This is a genomic window from Segatella copri (assembly GCF_009495355.1).
Lineage (GTDB): Bacteria > Bacteroidota > Bacteroidia > Bacteroidales > Bacteroidaceae > Prevotella.
In genome coordinates this window covers 63,902-88,081 of sequence record NZ_VZAD01000034.1, presented here as the reverse complement: position 1 = coordinate 88,081, position 24,180 = coordinate 63,902, and the positions used below count along the sequence as shown (strand labels likewise).

Genomic DNA, 24,180 nt, shown 5'->3' with positions numbered 1-24,180 from the left:
AATGAGTACAAGTACATTCGAAAGTAATATCAAACAGATTCCTCACAAGCAGGAATCTGTTTATCGTACATTGAGCGATCTGAACAACCTGCAGCGACTCAAAGACAAATTCGAGCAGGTGAAAGACCAGATTCCTGAGGACAAGAGAAAGGAAATGGAAAAGCTGAAGGACCTCAAGTTTGATAGCGACAGCATCTCTATTACCGCACCTATGGTGGGCGAAATCAAGATGCGAATTATCGACCGCGAGGAGCCTAAGACCATCAAGTTTGAAACAGAAAACAGCCCCGTTCCTTTCAACTTCTGGATTCAGCTGCTGCCTACAAGCGACACTGCCTGCAAGATGAAGCTTACCATCAAGGCCGATCTCAACCCATTCATCAAAGGTATGGTGAAGAAGCCGCTCGAAGAAGGCATAGAGAAGATTGCCAATGCCCTGGCAATGATTTCATACGAAGATTAAAACAACGACATTTCCCCTCAAGAGGAATAAGCAACAAGACGATTCCGGGCAAGAGGAACTTTAGTAACATGAAGTAAATCAACATAAGAAAATGGCACAAAAACTTTGGGAAAAAAACTTTGAAGTGAACAAGGAGATAGAACGCTTCACCGTAGGACGCGACAGAGAACTGGACCTCTATCTCGCCAAGTATGACGTACTGGGAAGCATGGCGCACATCACCATGCTCGAAAGCATCGGACTGCTCGGCAAGGAAGAGCTGCCACAACTCCTTGCTGAACTCAAGAACATCTACGCCATAGCCGAAAAAGGCGAGTTCGTAATTGAAGACGGCGTAGAGGACGTACACTCCCAAGTGGAACTGATGCTGACACAGAAGTTGGGCGACATGGGAAAGAAGATACACTCCGGACGCTCGCGCAACGACCAGGTGCTGGTAGACCTGAAGCTCTTCACACGCCACGAACTGAAGGAAATCGTCGATGCCGTGAAGATTCTCTTCGATGAACTCATACAGAAGAGCGAACAGTACAAGAACGTGCTGATGCCTGGCTACACACATCTGCAAGTAGCCATGCCTTCGTCCTTCGGCCTGTGGTTTGGCGCTTATGCTGAGAGCCTTGCCGACGACATGCTCTTCCTGCAGGCAGCCTATCGCATGACCAACCGCAACCCCTTGGGAAGCGCTGCCGGCTACGGAAGCAGTTTCCCGCTCAACCGAACCATGACAACCCAGTTGCTCGGCTTCGACAGCATGGACTACAACGTGGTTTATGCCCAGATGGGAAGAGGAAAGATGGAGCGCAACGTGGCTTTCGCCATGGCTACCGTGGCGGGAACTCTCGCCAAGATGGCTTTCGATGCATGTATGTTCAACTGTCAGAACTTCGGATTCGTCAAGCTGCCTAAGGAATGCACCACTGGCTCGAGCATCATGCCTCACAAGAAAAACCCTGACGTGTTCGAGCTGATTCGCGCCAAGAGCAACAAGTTGCAGAGTCTGCCACAACAGGTAATGCTCATCATGAACAACCTGCCAGTGGGCTACTTCCGCGACCTGCAGATCATCAAGGAGGTGTTCCTCCCTGCCTTCGGCGAGCTGAAAGACTGCCTGCAGATGGCTGCCTACATCATCAACAAGATGGAGGTGAACGAGCACATCCTCGACGATCCTCGCTACGACCCTATGTTCTCGGTAGAAGAAGTAAACCAGTTGGCTGCCAACGGAACTCCTTTCCGTGATGCTTACAAGAAAGTAGGACTGGAAATCGAGGCTGGCGAGTTTAAGCCCAACAAGGACATTCACCACACCCACGAGGGAAGCATCGGCAACCTGTGCAACGACAAGATTCAGGAACTGATGGAGAATACACTCTCCGAGTTCCACTTTGAGCGCATGGAGAATGCTGAAAAGGAACTGCTCGGAAGGTAAAAACTAAAAGCAGAAAGACAAAGAAGTGAAACACTCCTATATATATAATAAGGTGAAACATGGCTGGGCGTGGAGCATGGCCTTGCTCTTCTGCCTGACAGTCCTTGCCGGCTGTGATGCGGAAGACCTGATCAGCACCCGCTTCCCATGCAGTTTTTACTTCAATCCCAAGTTGCATCCAGGAACCTCCATTGAGACAGCCCTGCTCAATCCCGGATGCTACACCTTCATCAGCGTGAAAAATCTTGGTGTCTGGCACATTTATTCCACACTCAACGACGGAAGAAACATCACCGAGGACATCAAGATTACTACCGACCGCACAGAGGGATGGGACAACCGCATCAAGACTCACCCCTTGGGAGCCAACAACGGAATCATCATCGGATGCAGCAACTTTCAGGGGCATGTGGCCTGGGACAGACAATGCCCCAACTGTATCACACAATACGGCGGCACCAACTATCCACTCGAGCTGAACGGAATACGCCAGTCGGTCATGTGCAAGAAGTGCAAGCGTACCTATTCCTTAGAAACAGGCGCCATTACAGAAGGAGCCAAGGGCGAGGCGCTGATGAGATACGGCATCAGCTACGACGGACTTGGCTGCCCAGTAAGCGTAGGAAACTAAGCCAGAAACAGGGAAGAAGCCAAGAAAAAACAACTTTTCATCTAAAAAAATGTGATTTTTTTTGGCTGTTCCAAGAAATAGCACTATCTTTGCACTCACATTTTGCGGAAATAGCTCAGTTGGTAGAGCACGACCTTGCCAAGGTCGGGGTCGCGGGTTCGAGTCCCGTTTTCCGCTCTCTTTTATTGTTTACCATGCCGCAATGGTGGAATTGGTAGACACGAGGGACTTAAAATCCCTTGGCCAGTAATGGCTGTGCGGGTTCGAGTCCCGCTCGCGGCACTTTCCTCCTACATATGAAAAAATTTGCTTATTTTTTTATTCTAATAGCAAGTCTTACACTTACCGCCTGTGGGGTAAGCAGCAACAGATTTCAGCTCGAAGGCAGATTTCTTCACATGGACCAAGGTGAATTTTATGTTTACAGTCCTGATGGCGGCATCGAAGGTGTCGACACCATCAAGGTGATAGACGGACGTTTCACCTACGAGGCTCCCTGCAAAGACAAATTTACCCTGATGATTGTGTTCCCCAACTTCTCCGAGCAGCCAGTATTCGCTGAGCCGGGACAGTCGGTAGACATCAAGGCTGACGCCTCTCACCTCAAGGAACTTACTGTAAAGGGAAGCAAGGACAATGAGCTCATGAACTCGTTCCGCGAACAGATTCTCAACGTCTCACCTCCCGAAGAAACCCGAATAGCCGAGCAGTTTATCAAAGACAACCCTGCCTCGGTAGTAAGCGTATTCCTCGTCAGAAAATACTTCGTGGCTGCTCTTTCGCCCGATTACGCCAAGGCTTCACAACTGCTCAGCATTCTGAGCAAGGAACAGCCCGGCAACGGCAATCTCGCAAGACTGACACAGCAGATCAAATGGCTCAAGAGCGCAGGCATCGGCTCACAACTGCCTGTATTCACAGCCTACGACACCAACGGGAAACTCATATCAAGCACATCTCTTGCTTCAGCACCCGTAGCCGTCATCACCACCTGGTCAACCTCCGTCTTCGACAGCATGGACCTCTTGCGTGAACTCAAGAAGCGCCAGCGCAGTTCGCAGGGAAAACTCAAACTGATGAGTATCTGTATAGACGGCAATAAGGCCGACTGTAAAAGAAACCTGGAGCGCGACTCCATCTCATGGCCCAACGTATGCAACGGAGACTTGCTTGCCGACAAGACTCTCCTGAAACTCGGACTGATAGGAATCCCCGACAACATCGTGCTGAAGAATGGCAAAATCGTGGCGCGGAGCCTGAAGAAGAATGAGCTGAACAGCAAGTTGGACCAACTGCTGAAATAAAGCATATCAACACCCCCCGAAACGACAACAATCTTCATCACCATCTAAAACCTGAAGACATGTTAGTAAAAACCTATTGCGCAGCCGTAAACGGTCTGGAAGTAACCACCGTAACCATAGAAGTAAGCCTCAACCGAGGCGTACAGTATCATCTCACGGGTCTTGGCGACGAGGCTGTAAGAGAAAGCCGCGACCGAATAGCCGCTGCCCTGCAGTATAGTGGCTTCAAGTTTCCCGTGGCTGACATTACCATCAACATGGCTCCAGCCGACCTTCGCAAGGAAGGAAGCAGTTTCGACCTGCCCTTAGCTATCGGCATATTGGGAGCCAACAGCAACATCATAGAAGATCATCTCAAGGAATATATGATGGTGGGCGAGCTGAGTCTCGACGGAACCTTGCAGCCCATCAGGGGCGCCCTGCCTATTGCCATAAGGGCAAGAGCCGAACATTTCAAGGGACTCATCGTACCCGAACAGAATGTGCGCGAGGCTGCCGTGGTCAACAACTTAGAGGTGTACGGCATGAAAAACCTGCTCGAGGTCATCCAGTTCATGAACGACCAGAGCAATCCTTCTCCCACCATCGTCGATACTCGCAAGGAATTCTACGAGAACCAGAGTCATTTCGACCTCGACTATGCTGACGTCAGAGGACAAGAGAACGTAAAGCGTGCCTTGGAAGTAGCTGCGGCAGGCGGCCACAACCTCATCATGGTAGGACCTCCTGGTTCGGGTAAGTCGATGATGGCTAAGCGTCTGCCTTCCATTCTTCCTCCTCTCACACTCTCTGAGAGTTTGGAAACCACACAGATACATTCCATAGCTGGCAAGTTGGGCAAGAACGTATCGCTCATCTCGCAACGTCCATTCCGCTCTCCCCATCACACCATATCTCAAGTGGCTTTAGTAGGTGGAGGAGCAACTCCTCAGCCTGGCGAAATCTCGTTGGCACACAATGGCGTGCTCTTCTGCGACGAGCTGCCCGAGTTCAACAAGACGACCCTCGAGGTGCTGCGCCAGCCTTTGGAAGACCGGCACATCAACATCAGCCGCGCCAAATACACCATCGACTATCCTTGTTCTTTCATGTTTGTGGCAAGCATGAACCCTTGTCCCTGCGGCTATTATGGCGATCCAACCCACAACTGTGTCTGCACCCCAGGACAGATACAACGCTACATGAACAAAATCTCTGGTCCCCTGCTCGACCGCATCGACATCCAGTGCGAGATAACTCCCGTTCCCTTCAAGGACATCTCGAAAGCGGCACAAGGTGAGCCAAGTGCCGAGATACGCAAACGTGTGATAAGGGCAAGGGAAATCCAGGCGGCACGCTTCAGCGGACAAAAAGGAATCCACTGCAATGCACAAATGAGCGAGCGCATGATACATCAGTATGCCGAACCCGACGAGGCTGGCATCAGCATGTTGAGAATGGCGATGGAACGTCTGTCACTCTCTGCCCGCGCCTACAACCGCATCCTGAAGGTAGCACGCACCATTGCCGACCTGGAAGGCTGCGAACATGTAGAGTCGCACCACTTGGCAGAGGCCATCGGTTATCGCACCCTCGACCGTGGCGACTGGGCTGAAAGAGGAATATAGAACTTTCGTCTTATCGGTAAGTACCGTCAGGCTACACCGAAAACGGTGCTGAGTATAGAAACGGATACTATTATTGGCTTTAACCCAAAAGCGGGCATTGGGCTTGAATCCGATGTCCGCTTTTTCATATTTCATTTCTTGCTAATTGATCAAGAACGCTTGATAGTCCACTTATAACCAAAACGTAATTGATTATTTTCATAATGGTTTACTTCCACAATGACCTCATTGCTGGTCAGCTTCTTGTAGGTCATCTTGAGAGTGAAAGGCGTGTCTTCTGTCCAATCGCAGTGATACTCCTTGATCAATCCCTTGGAGCGAGTGCCCAACTTGCCACCAATAGCCAGGACATTCAGAATCTCACCATTGGTGCCATCAAAGAACTCTGCCTCCTCCAAAATCAGCAACATATTCAGGTCAAGAGCCTTATCAAAAGGTGCAGGAATGGCTGTTGTCTTGTCGTAAGCGAATGTAGAGACAGCATCCATGCTTTCACACTTCACCTTTGTGAGATAACCATTTTCCCAAATGAAAGTATGATTGTCCCAGTCGTCAGAGCCATCATACTCACTGATGTCATTATAACGAGTCTGCTTCATCGTACCATCAGCATTATAAGATATCTCAAATGGTCTTGTGCCGTTCATCCATGACTTGAAGATAGTACCACTGACAATCCTTCCATTCTCCAATTTGGCATTAAAGTCTGCCACATCCTCTTCTGTCTTCTGAGAAGGATAATAGATAGATTTCCTATTCCAATCCGTCTTGATGCTTGCTCCCGAGTTGAAGATGGTTCCGGTAGTAGTCTCAATACAATACTTGTCGCTGGCACCAGCCATATCATCACGCTCCACATGCTTGAACCTCGTCAAATTGCCATTCTGATACTGCAGCTCATAAGTCTCCGTCCCATCATCCTCTACATGAGTACCAGTAATGACAGAACATTCTTTGGTAATAGTAAAGAGAGCCGTAATTCCACCATTATCAACATCGGAATCTCCTCCAACATTTGAGCTATCCTCAGCAGTCTGAGTAATCAATATGGGCACCGTCTTGTCGTCACATACTATAATAATGTACGCAGAACGGCTTTTCCCTGTATCGTTCTTATCAAGCTGGATACTGATGTGACAGGTTCCGTCATCAAGGCGAGAGCCTTCATAACGCAGCCAACTGATTTCTTCTGTAGACGAACCATCCGACGTAGCAGAAACATAAGCACGATAAGCCTTGGATGCCTTCATGATGATTTCGGATGAGGTTTGATTCGCAGCAACAGACAGTTTGCCATCACGAACATTCTCAAACTGAAATCCGCCCCACTCGTCTCCATTATCATCGGAGCTACAACTTACCAATGCCGAGGTAGCAAATGCCATCAGACACAGCACCCAGTAACTAAAAATTTTCTTCATAAATTCAAGTATTAAATCATTATCATTTTAAAAAACTTATTTCACAACCCAACGGTTTCCATCCTCATCCAATCCCGTGACAGTATTGATGATATGGAAATTGCCCTTATTGGTCCATCCCTGTACAGAATGACCAAAACTGAACATATCATGCAACTCAAACTTCATGAACTTGAAGAGAAACATCAATGAGAACAACAGGATCAGCACTCCGACAATGGAGAATCCTGCCATGTAAGAAATACCTGCAGCCACAGCTTGGAAAACTATCTTGCGCCAACGCACCTCCTTGGGAGTATCCTCATAAGCGAAAACAACACACAAGATCACACAGAAGGAAGCTATAAGATACACATTGGCGTCCTCGCCAAAAAGCAAGCATAAGAAAGACCAAAGACCCAAGGCTACAGACCCTAAAAGTCGCATATTGCCACTACGCTCATAAGACTTATCCCCCTTATCCACTTTCAATACGAAACGATCAATACGCTCATAAAGAAGGAACATGACGACAAAGAGTATGGGACTTACCAAAGCCGGTCCGCCTAAGTTCTTGTTAAAGACGTCCCATAATCCAGACACAGAAATCGACAGTTGGGAGTCGGCTATCAGCACCGAAAGAATACCAAGCACCACACCTCCTACACACAGAACCTTCTTCTCGTCACAATAATGACTGTCCTCCATATCGTCAGGAGCACTCCATTCCGCACCAACAGACCTAAAGAATGTCAGCTTCACATCATTGAGCATTCCTGCATGATTTTTAGCAAGCAAGATGGCAAGTGCCAAACTGATATATACAACCGAAGACGTATCCTTCACCAAAAAAGCGATGACAGACCACAGAATATAGGTTTGTTGCCAATAGCGCAAATACTGCAACATACCTCTTGAACATAGAGAATTGCCAACTTGCTGCAGAGCACCAAGATGCTTACAACCCGCTATCAACACAATAAGGCCAGCCAATCCCCCTCCCCAAACAACACCAAAGGACAAGGTAGCTACAATACCTGCCACGCCATAAGCAGCCAGCAACATTCCACTACTCTTCACCCATGATGCAATCACTTCGTTGCGAATACCAGCAGAACGCTTCACGGCAAAATAAGCGCCAAGGGCAATGAGGATAACATCTATCACAAACAGTCCTCTCTCCAACACCACAAATGTAAAGAAGAATCCTATTGACAACAAAAAATTATCATATCCCTTCAAAGCTTCTCTACGGATAGCCAACTGTTCTTTTTCTTCTTTTTCCATATTAAAATATCATGTTAGTTTAAAAATTTGAGTTGTAAAGGTAAGACAAAATAAGATGAAAGTCTTTCCACATGACATAAAAGTCATCTTTTCCCTAAAATTCTATGCTATTCCATAGCCTCACCCCCATGGTTTTCCGTAGTTGGAACCCCAAATTACAGAAAAAGGATACTTTCCATTAACTTTTCAATCGCAGAAAAATACACTTTCTGTTCTTTTTTTTATATCTTTGCAAGGTAAATGCAACGTAAACTGACTATAATGACATCCAAGCATCCATCCTCCCTATTGGCATGGCTATTCGTCATGCTGCCGATATTGGCATTCTTCTCCGCCTGTTCCAACCACAAAGCAGGAGACGAGCAGAAGGCGTATGCCCTGTTCCTTGAGGCAATAAACCACAATGCCGCCGGCGACAAAAAACTTGCGATTACCCTTATCGACAGCGCTCTGCAGATGAATGCCGCCGACACCACTCGCAGTTGGCTTACCTGCGAGAAGACCACGGCACTCGTCGACCTCGGAAAGTTGAAAGAAGCTACTGCCATAGGCAAGAACGGCATACTGTTCGCTGAGAAAATCAAGGACGAAGAAGGTATGATGGGGATGTGCGGCTCGCTGGGCATCTGCTACCGAAGACTGGGCGACCTCGACTCCTCGCTCTTTTACTACAAGAAGGGATTGGAAACAGCCATAGAGAGTCAGAACACAGAATACGAGATATACTTGAACAACTGCATCTCCGTGCTCTTCAACGAGCAAAAAAGATACCGTGAAGCCATCGAATACTCCGACAAGGCCGAAAACAAGGCGATAGCCACCAATGACACCATCGAAAGACTGTCTGCCCACGCCAACAAGGGTGCCATATTCATGCGACAGGGCTTATACCGAAAGAGCATCGATTTCCTCACCCCTCTTTGGGGCATGGTAAAAGAAGCCAACTATAATGTGCTGACCCTCAAATATCTGTCACCTTTGCTCAAGTCATACTTAGCTTTGGGAAAGACAGATTCCGTGATGCACTATATGGCTTATGCTGACGAGGCTTGCCGCAACTTGGGTCCAACCAGCAACGGCATACTTGGCATCCTGGAAATCAAGGCGCAAATGTTGGGCAAACAGAAGAGATACGCCGAGCAGAGCATCCTGCTTGACAGCATCAGCAGATTCAACAATGTCAACATGGCGATGCCACAAGACAAACTCTTTGCCACCCAAGCCGAGTGCCTCTACAACCTGGGCAAGACACACGAAGCTTACAGCACCATGAAAGCCGCCTATCAGAAAGCTGACTCATTGAAACTAAGCGACATCGACAAGCAACTGAGCGAATTCAACGTCAAATACAAGACCTTGGAGAAAGAGGTGCAAATAGAAAAGATGAACCACGAGCAGAGCCTGCTCTACATCCGTATTCTCTGCCTCACCATCGCCATCATCATCCTGCTCATCGCCATTCTTATCATTCTCTACCGCAGGAAACTGGAGAAGCAACGTGCCGAGTTGACAGAGAAAACCTCCTATATCAATGGAGTGGAAACAGAGCGCAAGCGACTTGCCAAGGAACTGCACGACGGCGTATGCAACGACATCCTCGCCGTCAACATCATGATGCAGACCGACAAGGAAGCTGCAGAACGCCTGCTCAAAAATGTAGGAAACGATGTGCGTCGCCTCTCACACGAGTTGATACCACCTCGTTTCGACAATGCCTCTCTCTCTGAGCTGGTATGCACCTATTGCCAGTCGATGAGCGCCGAGAATGGCACTATCGTCAAACCGTTCGTCAGCCGTTCCTTTGAGAAGCTGAATCTCCCAAGCCGAACGGCTTTAGAAGTATATCGCATCGTTCAAGAGAGTGTGTCGAATGCTATCAAGTATGGCTACAGCAAGATGATTACCGTGACCCTGGACGCAAGCAACAACCAAGCCTCCCTCTGCATTGCCAATGACATATCCCGAGAACACCCTATCACACAGGGTAAGATGGGTATAGGCAAAGATACGCTGAAGATGAGAACAGAAGCCCTGAAAGCCGTTCTCACCATCAGCGAACAAGACGAAGAATACAAAGTAGAGGTGCGTTTTCCACTATAGTCCAAGCCTTCTCAACCTATCACAGACAGCAAAGAAACAGACATGAAAAAGAACATTCTCATCGTAGATGACCATCCCATCGTTTCAACAGGGCTACAAGCCCTCATTGAACACACAGGAGAATACGGCAAAATATATGTCACCAACAACATCGCATCAAGCCGCCTTCTGCTCAGGCAAAAAGACATCGACATCGCCATCATCGACCTGGAATTGCAGGATGCCAATGGCATGGAACTGATCAAGTACATCCACCAGACTCACATCAACACCAAGATACTGGTCTATACGATGCACGAAGAACTCTGGACGATTCGCCAACTGATGAAGGAGGACGCCGATGCCATCGTCATGAAAGGCGACAATCCGCAAGAGGTGCTCATTGCACTTCGCAAGATAGAACAGGGCAAGGGATATTTCAGCCAACAGTTCATGAGGCTCATCAACAGCCAGGACACTTCAGAAATCACCTTGTCCAATAGAGAGGCTGAGGTGTTGGAACACATCTCCAATGGTTTATCCACCAACGACATCGCCCAGCAACTCAACATCAGCAACAACACAGTGGAGTTCCATCGCCACAACCTGATGAAGAAACTCTCTGCCAACAACATGGCACAGCTCGTGAAGAAAGCGATACAGTTGGGGCTCAACTTCATAAAGTGAAGCTCACGACTACGGATTACCATAGGAAAGACTCATCATCCAGACTTTTTGCATAGCCGAAACAGCATGTTTTCGGCTATTCTTTTTTCATAACATTCTTTTTTTCTTAACTTTGAGTTCTTGATTATCACTAAAAAGAAAGATTATGAACAAAAAGTTTTACCTCATCGCATCGCTCCTGTTAGCATCCGCACAAATGGGACTGGCACAAAACAGCATCGTAAAGAGAGTAGACGTCAAGGACATTCCTACCGTCAAAGCACCTGCTCAAGCCTTTACACAAGTCACCAAACTCACAGGTTGGACATACACTAATAGTTCAGGGGAAACCGAGAACGTAAGTGTCCAATATGACGACAAGGGGCGATTCCAGACCATCAACCACGGCACGTACAAGGAACTGATTTCCTACACGGACGGCACCAATGGTCAATGGATAGAGATGACCATCACGAAGTCTGAAGGCTCTACCCTCATTCCCCAATACAAGAATGTGCGCACACAAGATGCCGAAGGACGTATCGTGACCGAAAAGGTGTATAAGAATACTGACGGCGAACACCTGTCCCTGGTTCACAGCTACGCCTATGCCTATTCGGTAGTCGACAATGCCGAGCGCATCAGCCTCATCGAGGATATGACATACAATGAGTTCAATCCCGAGGGAATAGGTACCAAGTATGTATGGTGCGAACCTACAAAGAGCTATATCGAGAACCGATACAATGCACATGAACGAACCATAACCACCCTCAAGGACGGCACCTACTCTACCATTCATCAAGAACTCGATGAAGACAAGGGTACATGGACAACCTGGGTGACGGAAGACATAAGATACGATAACAAGGGCGAGCAATGCTACTACCTGAGGAAAAGCTATACCAGGGATGGTCGGTTGATGGAGGCTGAAGGTAAAAAGACAGAGACAGCGTACAACACTCCCACCGCTGGCTACCACACCATCACCTCTTACACCTTCACCAATGGCAATGACGAAGACAGCAGTACCGACTCACAGCCTAACCTCGCCGACTACCAATGGGTGCCAAATCAGAAGAAGGTTGTCTCAGACAATTACGACAAAGAGCAAATGATATATGGCGAGAGCAAAAGCTGCAAGATTTACTCTTACGACAACGGCAACTGGATTTTGTCTACAGACGAGGTCATGGAGTGGGTCAACAAGCATGTATTGAAGAAATTCTACAATAGCCACAATTATAAGGACGATGCAGGCTACTTCTATTACAATTATTACGATGACAATGGCAAGGAGCTGGGCAGTGCCTACATGTTCGACGATGGCAGCTACATGTCGGAAATCGACATGGACTATCAAATCAACGGCCGTGACGTCACCGAGTACACACTCTACGACAAGCAGCACAACATGCTGAAGAAATACAGGAAGGCTTACATCGGCAAAGAAAACTATTTGTTCACAACAGAGCCTACCCTGTTTCAGGAGTGGGACGGCACAGCATGGCACAACTTCGAGGGCACATTCAAGCTGGGCGAAAGGACTTACATCGTCGATAAGAAAGGCCGAATCATCGAAAGCGACAGATGTGACGACAAGGGCAATATCTGGTACCGCGTCATAACCACCTACCAAGACAACGGCTATACGGAGACCGAATATGAGTGGAACGAAGACCTCTCCGCCTTGTATGAAAGCGACAAGCTCACTCACTCCATCGACGGAAACGGCACCTACCAATACATCCACTTCGAATACGACCCAAACCATAACATCATCTATGGAAGGATGGACAAAGAGTATACCAATGGGGTGTGGGAGACTTACTCTTGGGACGGAAGCGGATGGATGCTGAGAAATAGTGGGGTATCTTCTCTGACCAGTACCAATGGCAATGAGACCATCAACATCAGCCGAGAGTGGCAAGACGGGAAAATCGTAGAAACAAGAAAGCGGATAGAAGTACATACCGACGACTACACCAAGTATGAGGAGTACGTCAAGCAAGACGGGAAATGGGTAGGAAAATCCAAGCAAGAGTCACGCATTGTCAACTACCACACCGACTTTGCCACCACACCAGCTGACCCTCTGCAAGACTACTACAATAAGACCAACACCATCGATGCTGGCGAGGCATTAGCAGAAGCAAAAGAAAATGATCATACTTGGTATCAATGGGACGAGGCTACTGGCGATTGGAAAATAGAGAGCAGCAGAGAAACCACATTCCAGATGGTGGGCAACACCCTGACAGAAACCATCAAGAACATAGAAGATGGCGGAAGGTACATCGAAACCAGACAAACCATCTACAAGCGCGATGCCCAAATGCGCCTGACATCGGTAGACAGAACATACACCGAAACCAAAACCGATGCATCACATAGCGAACATGCGGCTACACTCTATACATACGACGACGAGGGCAACCTGATATCGGAGCAAATAACAGACATCTATGGCAAGACCTCTAAATACATCTATCAATATGGGAAAATAGACGTAGTAAACGGCATTGAGAGTGGCATCGACGACGCAAGAGGAAGCATCATTGTTACGGGCCGTAACATACATGTAGCAGGTACGCAAGGACTTGCCCTCTACTCACTCAGCGGCACACTGGTGTCACAAAGCACGAGCGACGTCATTGAAGCTCCGACGAGTGGACTCTACATCCTAACTTCAAAAGACAAGAAAACTAAAATCTTTGTCAAGTAAACCACAGAATAAAGTTCCACGATAATAACAGAAAACTTCGTTCCGTACATGGAACGAAGTTTTTTTAGGTAACTAAACTTTCTCAAGCCTACAAAAATCTATGTTCTAAACTATCGAACTTATGTTCTAAAGTTTAGAACTTGTGTTCTAAAGTATCGAACTTATGTTCTAAACTTTAGAACATAGATTTTTCACAAGATTCAGAACAATTTCATATCGAACAAAAAACAATTTGTATAGTATTAAAGTAATTACTCATGGCTATAGGGGTGCCGGGGTGTTACTTTTTCATGTATCAACGATCAATTAGCTAAAGAAAAAAGCAAATATATCCTACTAATTACAGTATTTTTTTGTAATTTTGCAGCCAAATAACAAAAATATATTAGCTAATATGGAACAAAAGAATTTTAAACGTACCACCGTGACGGCAGCCTTGCCTTATGCTAATGGTGGTGTACATATTGGACACTTGGCTGGAGTTTACGTACCTGCCGACATCTATGTACGCTATCTCAGACTCAAGAAGCAAGACGTGGTCTTCATCGGCGGAAGTGATGAGCACGGAGTTCCCGTAACCATCCGAGCTAAGAAAGAAGGCATCACCGTACAGGAGGTGGTTGACCGTTACCACAACCTTATCAAGAAGAGCTTCGAGGATTTCGGAATCTCTTTTGATGTATACAGCCGTACCACTTCACCTACTCACAATAAGTTTGCTTCCGATTTTTTCCGCACACTCTATGACAAGGGCGTCTTAGAGGAAAAGGTAGAGGAGCAGTTCTGCGACGAGGTAACCGGCGAGTTCCTTACCGACCGTAATATCGTGGGCACATGTCCTCGATGCGGTGCAGAGGGAGCTTATGGCGACCAGTGCGAGAAGTGTGGCGCAACCCTCTCACCAGAGGAACTCATCAACCCTACCAACAAGAACAACCCAGGCCACGGTCTGGTAAAGAAGCCTACCAAGAACTGGTATCTGCCTTTAGGAAAATATCAGGACTGGCTGAAGAAATGGATTCTGGAAGGACACAAAGAATGGCGCTCCAATGTTTACGGTCAATGCAAAAGCTGGCTCGACATGGACCTTCAGCCACGTGCGATGACACGCGACCTCGACTGGGGTATTCCTGTTCCTGTAGAGGGAGCTGAAGGCAAGGTGCTCTACGTATGGTTCGACGCACCTATCGGATATATCTCCAACACCAAGGAACTTTGTGATGCACATCCCGAGAAATGGGGCACATGGCAGAAGTGGTGGCAGGATCCAGAGACTCGCCTCGTACACTTCATCGGTAAGGACAACATCGTATTCCACTGCATCATATTCCCTACCATGCTGAAGGCTCACGGCGACTATATTCTGCCAGACAATGTGCCAGCCAATGAGTTCCTAAACCTCGAGGATGACAAGATTTCCACCTCGCGCAACTGGGCTGTATGGTTGCATGAATATCTCGTAGACTTGCCAGGCAAGCAGGATGTATTGCGCTATGTACTGACAGCCAATGCGCCTGAGACCAAGGACAACAACTTTACATGGAAAGACTTCCAGGAGCGCAACAACTCTGAGTTGGTAGCCGTATATGGAAACTTCGTCAACCGCGCCCTGCAACTTACCAAGAAATACTGGAATGGCGTGGTTCCTGCCTGTGGCGAACTTCAGGAAGTGGACAAGAAAGCCATTGCAGAATTCAAGGACGTAAAGGAGAAGGTAGAGCAGTTCCTCGACGTGTTCAAGTTCCGCGAGGCACAGAAGGAAGCCATGAACCTGGCACGCATCGGCAACAAGTATATCACCGAATGCGAGCCTTGGAAGGTATGGAAGACCGACCCTAAGCGAGTAGAGACTATTCTGAACATCTCACTCCAGTTGGTTGCCAACCTCGCCATCGCCTTTGAGCCATTCCTGCCATTCTCTTCTGAGAAACTCCGCAAGATGATCAATATGCCAAACTTCGAATGGACACAACTCGGAAGCACCGACCTGCTGAAGGCTGGCGACCAGTTGGGCGAGCCAGAGCTCCTCTTCGAGAAGATAGAAGACGAGGTGATAGATAAACAGCTCCAGAAACTTGCCGACACCAAGAAGGCCAACGAGGAGGCTTCCTATAAGGCAGAGCCTGTCAAGCCAGAAGTAAGTTTCGAAGACTTCGAGAAACTCGACATACGCGTAGGACACATCCTGAACTGCGAAAAGGTAAAGAAGTCGAAGAAGCTCCTCAAGTTCACCATCGATGACGGTACAGGCACCGAGCGCACCATCTGCTCAGGCATCGCTGCTTATTATGAGCCAGAAGACCTCATCGGAAAGGACGTGCTCTTCGTTGCCAACTTCGCTCCACGCAAGATGATGGGCATAGAGAGTCAGGGCATGATTCTCTCGGCTGTCAACTTCGACGGAAGCCTCAACGTCACCTCTCTCCTGGGCAAGGTGAAGCCAGGAAGCCAGGTGGGATAAAGACAAACATAAAAGTACTTTCGCCCCTATATTGCAAAGGCTCTATATCTATATTTTTAATATAAGGTATAGAGCCTTTTACCATATCATCGGCGTACCGCTCTATATTAGCTAAAAGCGGAAAAATCACAAAAATATCAAATCGTATGGAAATAAAGCGTAATATACATTTAAATAGAATCATCTCTACAATCGCCATACTGCTCTGCATCTGTTGGATGCCAGTATGTGCACAGATAAGAATCGTGGACGAACAAGACGGGAAACCCGTTGCTGGCGCTTACATCTTCAGCAGCGACAACCACCTGCTGTGCATCAGCGACTCAAAGGGGAACATAGAACCACAGAGCGGAATGATCACCATCAGCAACGTGGCGTATGAGTCGAAAACGATAGACGCTTCGACCATCAAAGGGGATGTTCTGCTGAAGCAAAAGGTTTATGCGCTGCCCGAAGTGACAGCAAACAAGACCGACTACATAAAACTTACCGGAGTCTTTCGGGACATCTGCCGCAACAATGGCAAGACCATCCTATACCGGGAGGGCATCATGGACTTCTACATCAACCTGGAAAACGGGAAGACAAAACGCAGAGTGCGTGCCTGCCGGCAATACGAGCGAAGCGGACTCAGAAAGCTCATCAACTTCAATATTTCCATCCTCAGCGAAGCCAGATCGTTCGACATGTCACGCATCAAATATGTGAAGCGCGATACCATAAACAGCATAAAGGGGGACACAACATTCTATAGCTCACACTTCAAAGGTACGCAGAGCGACAAAGCCATCATGTACATAGACACACACCAGAAGAACCTGTACAGGCACATCATAGACAACACACAATACAGAAAAATCACCAATCCGCTGCTCAAAATAAAGACCGATGTATGCGACTGGACCTTCTCTGATAAAAAGGAGGCCTGGAGCTCGCTCGTATCATTCAGAAAGATATGGAACTACGACAATACACCATTGCCTAGCAAGAGCGCAATAGAAACAGAGGAGATGAACGACTTTGTGGTAACCGGCGTGAAAGCCTTGACCAAGGAGCAAGCACAGACAGAAATGAAAGACAGAACAGAAACCGACAACTTCACTCTGCCCGACTGTCTGCCAGCCATCCCCTACGACGTAGCCAAAGAGACGGAAGGCCTCTTGATAAAAAGATTTTGGGAAATGTAAAGAACTGAGCTTTCGCAAGTTCAGAAGTTATAGAAGGCAGAGAAGGGAATACTGAAGAAAGCCGTGAGGACAAACAACAAAAACAGGAAGAACCCTTCATACATCTCGCTTTTTGGGCCAAAAACATGCACAGTTTGATAGGGTTTGTGCACAAACGGCTATCTTTTTCATCAAAAAGTTTGCTCATATAAAAAAAAAAGCGTTCCTTTGCACCCGATTTCAACGGCAAAGATGGTAAGCGAGAGAAGTTTACACCTTATTATATATATATAAGATATCGTGCCGTTATTATAAACAAAAGTATTAAGATAACAATGACTCACAATTTGTTAAAAGGCAAGCGTGGCATCATCTTCGGTGCCCTCAATGAGGAATCAATCGCTTGGAAAGTAGCCGTTAAGGCTGCTGAAGAAGGTGCCACCATCGCACTGAGTAACACAGCAATGGCCCTGAGAATGGGTACACTCGACAAACTCGCTGAACAAATCAACGCTCCTATCATCGCAGCTGATGCGACAAGCGTAGAAGACTTGGAAAAGGTTTTCACAGAAGCACAGGAGAAATTGGGTGGCAAGATTGACTTCGTTCTCCACTCTGTAGCCATGAGCCCTAACGTGCGCAAGCATCGCACTTACGATGATCTCGACTACAACTTCCTGAACAAGACTCTCGATATTTCTGCCATCTCTTTCCACAAGATGCTGCAGGTAGCCAAGAAGTTGGACGCCATCAATGAGTGGGGTTCTGTAGTTGCCCTTACTTATGTGGCTTCTCAGCGCACATTCTTCGGTTACAACGACATGGCTGATGCCAAGAGTATGCTGGAGAGCATCGCACGTAGCTTCGGATACATCTACGGTCGCGAGAAGCACGTGCGTATCAACACCATCTCACAGAGTCCTACAGCCACTACCGCTGGTAAGGGTATCAAGGATATTGACAACATGATGGACTTTGCCGACAAGATGTCGCCACTGGGCAATGCCGTTGCAGAGGATTGCGCAAACTACTGCGTAATGATGTTCTCTGACTTCACACGCAAGGTAACCATGCAGAACCTCTTCCACGATGGTGGTTTCTCGTCTATGGGTATGAGCCTTCGCGCCATGAACCAGTATGCAAAGGACCTGACTCCTTACGAGGATGAGAACGGAAAGGTAATCTACGGATAATACAACCCGCAATATCTGCTTCAAGAAGATAGCGATACTGCATCAAATAAGAAATCCGCATTCGGAGAGAGATAGAAAACTCTTCTGAATGCGGATTTTGCTATGTTATCAAAGTGCAAAACGATAACCCACCGAGAATGTAAACACACGATTCTTACAACTGTCATCATGACCTGGAGAATCGTCAACATTGGTAAGTCCCAAATTGTAACGGGCATCGAGCACTACCCCCATATACTCATAAGACAAGCCTATAGGCAGAGAGACATCCACCTTTTTAGCTGGCCAGAAATCTGACACCTTCTGTGAATTGTCATAGGTAGCACCACCATATTGGTCCCTCTCTATATCAATGGAGGTAAACTCATACTTAGGATCGTTGAGCAGGAAACCTGCCTGTACGCCAACCATAAATGCCAACTGACGGGTAACATAACCCTTCACCATCAAAGGCACATTGAGATAATGCAGATTGGTGTGATAGTCGGAAATGCCCTGATACTTCCTTCTTTCAGCATCAATAGTAGCCTCATAACTGGAGAAGCGGAAGCCCTGCTTGGCATAATAAGCTCCTAAACTGACGCCAATCTCCTTGGTAGCACGATACTCCACATCGACACCACCCATAAAACCAGCCTGGAAACTTGACTTCAAAGAAGCCTTATCTTCACCTGAAGCATAATAAATGCGGTTATTGCTCCAGTTGGCAAGCGCCACACCTACACGAGGGATGACAGAAAACCTGCCGACCTCACTCTCTACTGTCTGCGCCATTGTCACTAAAGAAAGAGCCAACAAGCAGACAAGTGATAAAATATTTCTTCTCATAAACACTTATATATTCCATTAATAAATCATGAATACTCCTTATATATATTATCTAAAACGCAAACACACTCATAATATTGCACCCATATCATAAGGAATCAACTAAAAGAGTCAAAAAGCTATTAAAGCCACCATAAATAAAGGCATTTACTGGCTAAATGGAGCAACAAAACAATTATTACGCCTACAAAAACTGTTTTTGCCCCATATAAAGATAACTATTTCATATCTTTGCATCAGAAAACAAAAACGACGTTGTGAAACGCATTTCATCATCTTTTACTTATACATATATAATATTAAGAAATTATTCTTAGGAGAAACAAGGAAGTTATCTGAATTTTCAGGTAACTTTCTTCGTTTATATACAACCCACACAAATCAATCTTCCTATTAAAGCAGTACACTTTACAACACCCACGGCACTCCATTAGAAAGATTGTGTTTCATCATAGTCTGTACACATTTTTATATAGCATCAAAGACTAAGCTATTTACAAATACACAGAACCATGAAGTCTTCAAGATTCCAATCGCACTCAATCATCTTTACGCTCAAAGCGAAAGACAAGTGGCAGATGGTCACTATAGCCTCCCAGGTAACGAGGTCCCAAGTAAGTACGTTTAGGATGATAGCCACCATAACGCTCATCCTCTTCCATCAGGAAGGGCAAATCACCCACATAACACTCAACAGAGCATCTTGCCACAGGAGGACTGCAAAGTATATGATCGAGACTGCGCCATTCACCATGCCAACGATATGTGGCCTTTGCACCATGTCTGCCCATTGCTTGCTGCGAAACCTCTGTTAGACGGGAGCCTGCACGCAAAGACAACAATGCAGGTGAGTCGGAATAGTCATTAAAATCTCCTGCCACGATGATACTTGCCTCCTTACTCAAGGTATAGATAGAATCCACCGCCTCGTTCAACTGCTTGGCAACCTGCATACGAAAAGGACGAGAAACCGTCTCTCCTCCCCTACGACTGGGAGCATGTACAACAAACACATGCAAGGTATCACCACCCAGAAGAAGCCCACTGACGTACAAAATATCGCGTGTAGGGCGCATTCCAGCCAAAGACTTGATACGTATGGGATAAGAACGCAAAGGGCAGAAAGAAGAAGGAAGATACATCAGAGCTACATCTATACCTCTCTCATCGGGCGAAGAAGTCATCAGATATTCATAACCGGCAAGACGAAGAAGCGAGCGCTTGGTGAGGTCGGTCATCACCGTATCGTTCTCCACCTCGCACAGAGCCACCAAATCGGGAATTTCCCATTCCTTATTTCCCTTCTCGCCCAAAGCTACCAGTTCCTTTGCCAGATTGTTCAGTTTACGCCAATACCGGGTACGAGTCCAATGATAGCTGCCTTCAGGAGTAAACTCCATGTCATTCTTGAGGGAATCGTGACGTGTATCAAACAGATTCTCGCAATTCAGCTCTACAAAAGTGAGTAAACTGGATAAAAGTAAGGCTAAAAACATAGACAACACATTATTATAATAGGGTAAAACGGAGGGAGTGATAAAAAATAAGGGCTTTTATTTCGGAAAGTCATTTTTTTGATGTATCTTTGCAGAAGCAAAGTTGCACGCAGTACTACAGAGAACATTCTTTGCGTACTCTGCCAATGGCTTTGCAAAATATATTCTACAGGGGTTCCATAGTTTAATGGATAGAACGGAGGTTTCCTAAACCTTTGATCCGAGTTCGATTCTCGGTGGAATCACTGCCAAACAATAAAAGGTCGCTCCTTGATGGATGCGACCTTTTGTTGTTTTATATCTTTCCCCCGTCCGAAGGACTCGGACAGGGAATCAGATTCATTGATTATTTAGCCTCAACAGCTGCAACTTCCTCAGCAGGCTCAGCCTTGATCTTACGACCCAAAACGAGGTAAGCCAAAGGTGAAGCGATGAAGATAGAAGACAATGTACCGAATACAACACCCAGAATCATTGCGAATGAGAAGCTGCGGATGCTGTCACCACCAAGGATGAAGATGCAGAGCAACACGAGCAATGTAGAAACTGAAGTATTGATGGTACGTGCCAAGGTCTCGTTGACAGAAGCATTGAAGATCTGCTGACGATCAGCCTTAGGATGAAGCTTCAAGTTCTCACGGATACGGTCGAATACAACCACCTTATCATTGATAGAGTAACCTACCACAGTCAGGATAGCACCGATGAAGGTCTGGTCAATCTCCAATGAGAATGGAACGTGACCCCACAAGAGAGAATAGAAACCAACAACTGTCAAGGCGTCGAATGCCAAAGCGATGGTAGAACCCAAAGAGAAGGCTACGTTGCGGAAACGAAGCAGGATGTAAAGGAAGATGGCAATCAAAGCGAAGAGCACACTATAGATAGCGCCCATAGTGATATCCTTGGCTACTGAAGGACCGACCTTAGTACTACTGATAATAGAACCACCCTGACGAACATCTGGATTCTTGAATGCATCAACATTTTCCTGAGAAACCAAACCAGCCTTCTTCAAAGAGTTGTAGAGAATAGTCTCTGCCTGATCGTCGACTGCAGGGTTGTTGCTCTCAATCATATAGTTGGTAGACACACGGATTGTCTTACCATCTGTTCCGATAGCAATGGCACTTGTATTAGCCTTAGTTCCATCGGCATTGACGAAAGCATCACCAAGTACTGTACGAATCTCCTCTGGCTCAACTGGGCTCTCGAACTGAACCACATAGTTGCGACCACCTGTGAAGTCGATACTCTTGCTCAATCCACGTACAAAGAAGCTGCCGATAAATACTACTGCAGCAATGATAGCTACGGTAAAGGTAGTCTTGTACATAGACATGAACTTGTACTTCTTGCCCTGCATCAGGTTGTGAGAAACGGCAGTGTCAAACTTGCAGTGCATCCACTTGTCGTGGTTCAACTTGTAATCGTAAACCAGACGAGTCAAGAACACAGCAGTGAAGAAAGATACGATGATACCGATAATCCAGGTAGTGGCGAAACCACGGATAGGACCTGTACCTGTAGTCAACAGGATAACACCTGTGATCAAAGAAGTCAAGTTAGAGTCGAAGATGGCAGAGAAAGCGTTACCATAACCTGCGGCAACAGCCTGCTTCATACCCTTGCCAGAACGAAGCTCTTCCTTGATACGTTCATAAATAAGCACGTTGGCATCCACTGCAGTACCCAAAGAAAGCACCATACCGGCGAGACCTGGCAACGTCAAGGCTGCCTGGAACGACGTCAGAATACCAAGCGTGAAGAATACATTGACGAGCAATGCCAAGTTAGCCATCATACCAGGTACAATGTTGTACATAACAACCATGTAAACCATCAAGAGTACAAAAGCCACAACGAATGAGATGATACCCATCTGGATAGACTGAGCACCAAGAGTAGGACCAACTACCTCTTCCTGAACGATACGTGCAGGAGCTGGCATACGACCAGACTTCAATGTGTTGGCCAAGTCCTTGGTATCCTCGATAGTAAAGTTACCAGAGATCTGTGAGCTACCACCATCAATCTCGCCATTAACACGAGGAGCAGAATAAACTACACCATCCAACACAATGGCAATAGCCTTGCCCACGTTGGCCTTGGTCATCTGAGCCCACTTGCGTGCACCCTCAGTATTCATCTTCATGCTGACAACAGGAGAACCCATCTGGTCGAACTCGTCCTTGGCGTCTGTGATTACATCACCCTCCAATGGAGCACGACCTGTAGTGGTAGTCACCTTCAAGGCATGAAGCTCATAGATATTCTTTACATTCAGATGATCAGCTGGCTTAGCACTCCAAAGCAGACGCAAGTCAGATGGCAAAACACGCTTAGCTACGGCAGAGTAAATAATCTTGTTGATAGCAGCAGTATCGCGGACACTGGCATAACCTACAGTACTCAAACCGCCAGCGAGTTGCAGACGAGCCAGCAATGGATGAGCCTTGATGGCAGCTGCATTCTGTGCATCCTCGCCTACCTTAGCAGTAGCATCGTCCTTCTTCTTGATAGAGAACTTGCCTTCTGCCTTCTTAGGCTCTGCCTTGGCTACGGCTTTCTTGGCTGCAGCAGGATCTGCTGCTACTGTATCAGTCTTCTCCTCACCATTATCGCCATTAGCGATACGAGTGTCGAGCTGCTGCAGATAAGGAGCGATCTCATCAGAATTGTATGTCTCCCAGAACTCGAGGTTGGCACTACCCTGAAGCATCTTACGCATACGCTCTGGCTGGCTGATACCAGGCATTTCTACCATGATACGGCCCTGCTGACCTTCCAGTTTCTGAATATTAGGCTGAACAACACCAAACTTGTCGATACGAGTGCGTACAACATTGAAAGAGTTGTCGATAGCATCCTGGACAGAAGTGCGGATAGCCTTTTCTACCTCCGCATCGCTGCTCTGAGGAGAAACCTTACCCTGCAACTGCTGGGTAGCGAACACTTCTGCAAGTTTATGACCTGGTGCGCTCTTGTGATAAGCGTTAATAAAAAGTGACACAAAGTCACCACCGTTAGCTTCTTCCTGAGCTCTGGCTTCCTTCATGGCATTTGTAAAGCCTGCATCGGTCTTATGATCGGCAAGGTTTTCAAGTACATCAGGTACAGAAATCTCAAGGATTACATTCATACCGCCCTTAAGGTCAAGTCCGAGACCAATCTGAGTTTCCAAGCAGTTCTGATAAGAGTAGACACCAAGATACTTCACAGAATCTTTATAATTCTGCTGTGCAATGGGGTCTTTCAACTCTGCAGCCTTACTGTCATAATATCTCGTAGCAAACGAGAATGACAGATAGAAGATGCTTGCAAGCGTCAACAAGACGGCAACACAAATTACAATTCCTTTGTTTTGCATTTCTATTTTTATTGTTATTAATTATTAATTTACATATAATGACGTGCAAAAATAATCATTTTTTTTCTTTTT

General features: G+C 46.7%; 16 protein-coding genes and 3 tRNA genes. 14 read left to right on the top strand and 5 right to left on the bottom strand.

Annotated features, from left to right (window positions below):
• Position 1 precedes the first annotated feature (1 nt).
• From F7D20_RS03760 to F7D20_RS03730, 7 genes are all read left to right on the top strand, one after another.
• Positions 2-463, top strand: coding sequence for an SRPBCC family protein (locus tag F7D20_RS03760; RefSeq protein ID WP_158462901.1), 462 nt, complete (start codon positions 2-4; stop codon positions 461-463).
• A 91-nt stretch (positions 464-554) separates the two neighbouring features.
• On the top strand, positions 555-1,895 hold the full coding sequence (argH, locus tag F7D20_RS03755) for an argininosuccinate lyase (RefSeq protein WP_158462900.1): 1,341 nt from the start codon (positions 555-557) through the stop codon (positions 1,893-1,895).
• Between the two features lie 25 nt (positions 1,896-1,920).
• Positions 1,921-2,526, top strand: coding sequence for a hypothetical protein (locus F7D20_RS03750; protein WP_158462899.1), 606 nt, complete (start codon positions 1,921-1,923; stop codon positions 2,524-2,526).
• Positions 2,527-2,630: 104 nt separating this feature from the next.
• A tRNA-Gly gene (locus F7D20_RS03745) sits at positions 2,631-2,703 on the top strand.
• Between the two features lie 19 nt (positions 2,704-2,722).
• A tRNA-Leu gene (locus tag F7D20_RS03740) sits at positions 2,723-2,808 on the top strand.
• Between the two features lie 14 nt (positions 2,809-2,822).
• Positions 2,823-3,830 (top strand): DUF4369 domain-containing protein, encoded by a 1,008-nt coding sequence (locus tag F7D20_RS03735; protein ID WP_158462898.1) that lies wholly within the window; start codon positions 2,823-2,825, stop codon positions 3,828-3,830.
• A 59-nt stretch (positions 3,831-3,889) separates the two neighbouring features.
• Positions 3,890-5,437, top strand: a complete 1,548-nt coding sequence (locus F7D20_RS03730; RefSeq protein ID WP_022253167.1) for a YifB family Mg chelatase-like AAA ATPase — start codon at positions 3,890-3,892, stop codon at positions 5,435-5,437.
• Positions 5,438-5,586: 149 nt separating this feature from the next.
• Here the strand turns inward: F7D20_RS03730 and F7D20_RS03725 are convergent, their stop codons facing one another.
• Both F7D20_RS03725 and F7D20_RS03720 read right to left on the bottom strand, forming a co-directional pair.
• The gene (locus F7D20_RS03725) at positions 5,587-6,858 is read right to left on the bottom strand and encodes a BACON domain-containing protein (protein WP_158462897.1); all 1,272 of its coding nucleotides are present in this window, start codon (positions 6,856-6,858) and stop codon (positions 5,587-5,589) included.
• 36 nt (positions 6,859-6,894) lie between these two features.
• Positions 6,895-8,124 carry a hypothetical protein gene (locus F7D20_RS03720; RefSeq protein WP_158462896.1) on the bottom strand — a complete coding sequence of 410 codons (1,230 nt, stop codon included), beginning with the start codon at positions 8,122-8,124 and terminating at the stop codon, positions 6,895-6,897.
• A gap of 240 nt (positions 8,125-8,364) precedes the next feature.
• Between F7D20_RS03720 and F7D20_RS03715 the strand changes: the two genes are divergently transcribed.
• The 6 genes from F7D20_RS03715 (at position 8,365) to F7D20_RS03690 (ending at position 18,414) form a co-directional block, all read left to right on the top strand.
• Complete coding sequence (locus tag F7D20_RS03715) at positions 8,365-10,224, top strand: ATP-binding protein (RefSeq protein WP_158462895.1); 1,860 nt, start codon at positions 8,365-8,367, stop codon at positions 10,222-10,224.
• A 42-nt stretch (positions 10,225-10,266) separates the two neighbouring features.
• Positions 10,267-10,890 carry a LuxR C-terminal-related transcriptional regulator gene (locus F7D20_RS03710; RefSeq protein ID WP_158462894.1) on the top strand — a complete coding sequence of 208 codons (624 nt, stop codon included), beginning with the start codon at positions 10,267-10,269 and terminating at the stop codon, positions 10,888-10,890.
• A 145-nt stretch (positions 10,891-11,035) separates the two neighbouring features.
• Positions 11,036-13,594, top strand: a complete 2,559-nt coding sequence (locus tag F7D20_RS03705) for a hypothetical protein (protein WP_158462893.1) — start codon at positions 11,036-11,038, stop codon at positions 13,592-13,594.
• Between the two features lie 394 nt (positions 13,595-13,988).
• Positions 13,989-16,055: a methionine--tRNA ligase gene (gene metG / locus F7D20_RS03700; protein ID WP_158462892.1), complete on the top strand. Its 2,067-nt coding sequence runs from the start codon at positions 13,989-13,991 to the stop codon at positions 16,053-16,055.
• Between the two features lie 146 nt (positions 16,056-16,201).
• The gene (locus F7D20_RS03695) at positions 16,202-17,242 is read left to right on the top strand and encodes a hypothetical protein (protein ID WP_158462891.1); all 1,041 of its coding nucleotides are present in this window, start codon (positions 16,202-16,204) and stop codon (positions 17,240-17,242) included.
• Positions 17,243-17,556: 314 nt separating this feature from the next.
• The gene (locus F7D20_RS03690) at positions 17,557-18,414 is read left to right on the top strand and encodes an enoyl-ACP reductase FabI (RefSeq protein WP_158462890.1); all 858 of its coding nucleotides are present in this window, start codon (positions 17,557-17,559) and stop codon (positions 18,412-18,414) included.
• 108 nt (positions 18,415-18,522) lie between these two features.
• On the opposite strand, the gene F7D20_RS03685 is transcribed toward F7D20_RS03690, so the two are convergent.
• Together F7D20_RS03685 and F7D20_RS03680 are read right to left on the bottom strand one after the other, a co-directional pair.
• Positions 18,523-19,242, bottom strand: coding sequence for a porin family protein (locus F7D20_RS03685; protein WP_158462889.1), 720 nt, complete (start codon positions 19,240-19,242; stop codon positions 18,523-18,525).
• Positions 19,243-19,781: 539 nt separating this feature from the next.
• Entirely contained in the window at positions 19,782-20,738 is a 957-nt protein-coding gene (locus tag F7D20_RS03680) for an endonuclease/exonuclease/phosphatase family protein (RefSeq protein WP_158462888.1), read from the bottom strand.
• A gap of 173 nt (positions 20,739-20,911) precedes the next feature.
• Between F7D20_RS03680 and F7D20_RS03675 the strand changes: the two genes are divergently transcribed.
• A tRNA-Arg gene (locus F7D20_RS03675) sits at positions 20,912-20,983 on the top strand.
• Positions 20,984-21,084: 101 nt separating this feature from the next.
• Here the strand turns inward: F7D20_RS03675 and secDF are convergent.
• Complete coding sequence (gene secDF, locus F7D20_RS03670; protein WP_158462887.1) at positions 21,085-24,108, bottom strand: protein translocase subunit SecDF; 3,024 nt, start codon at positions 24,106-24,108, stop codon at positions 21,085-21,087.
• Positions 24,109-24,180 lie beyond the last annotated feature (72 nt).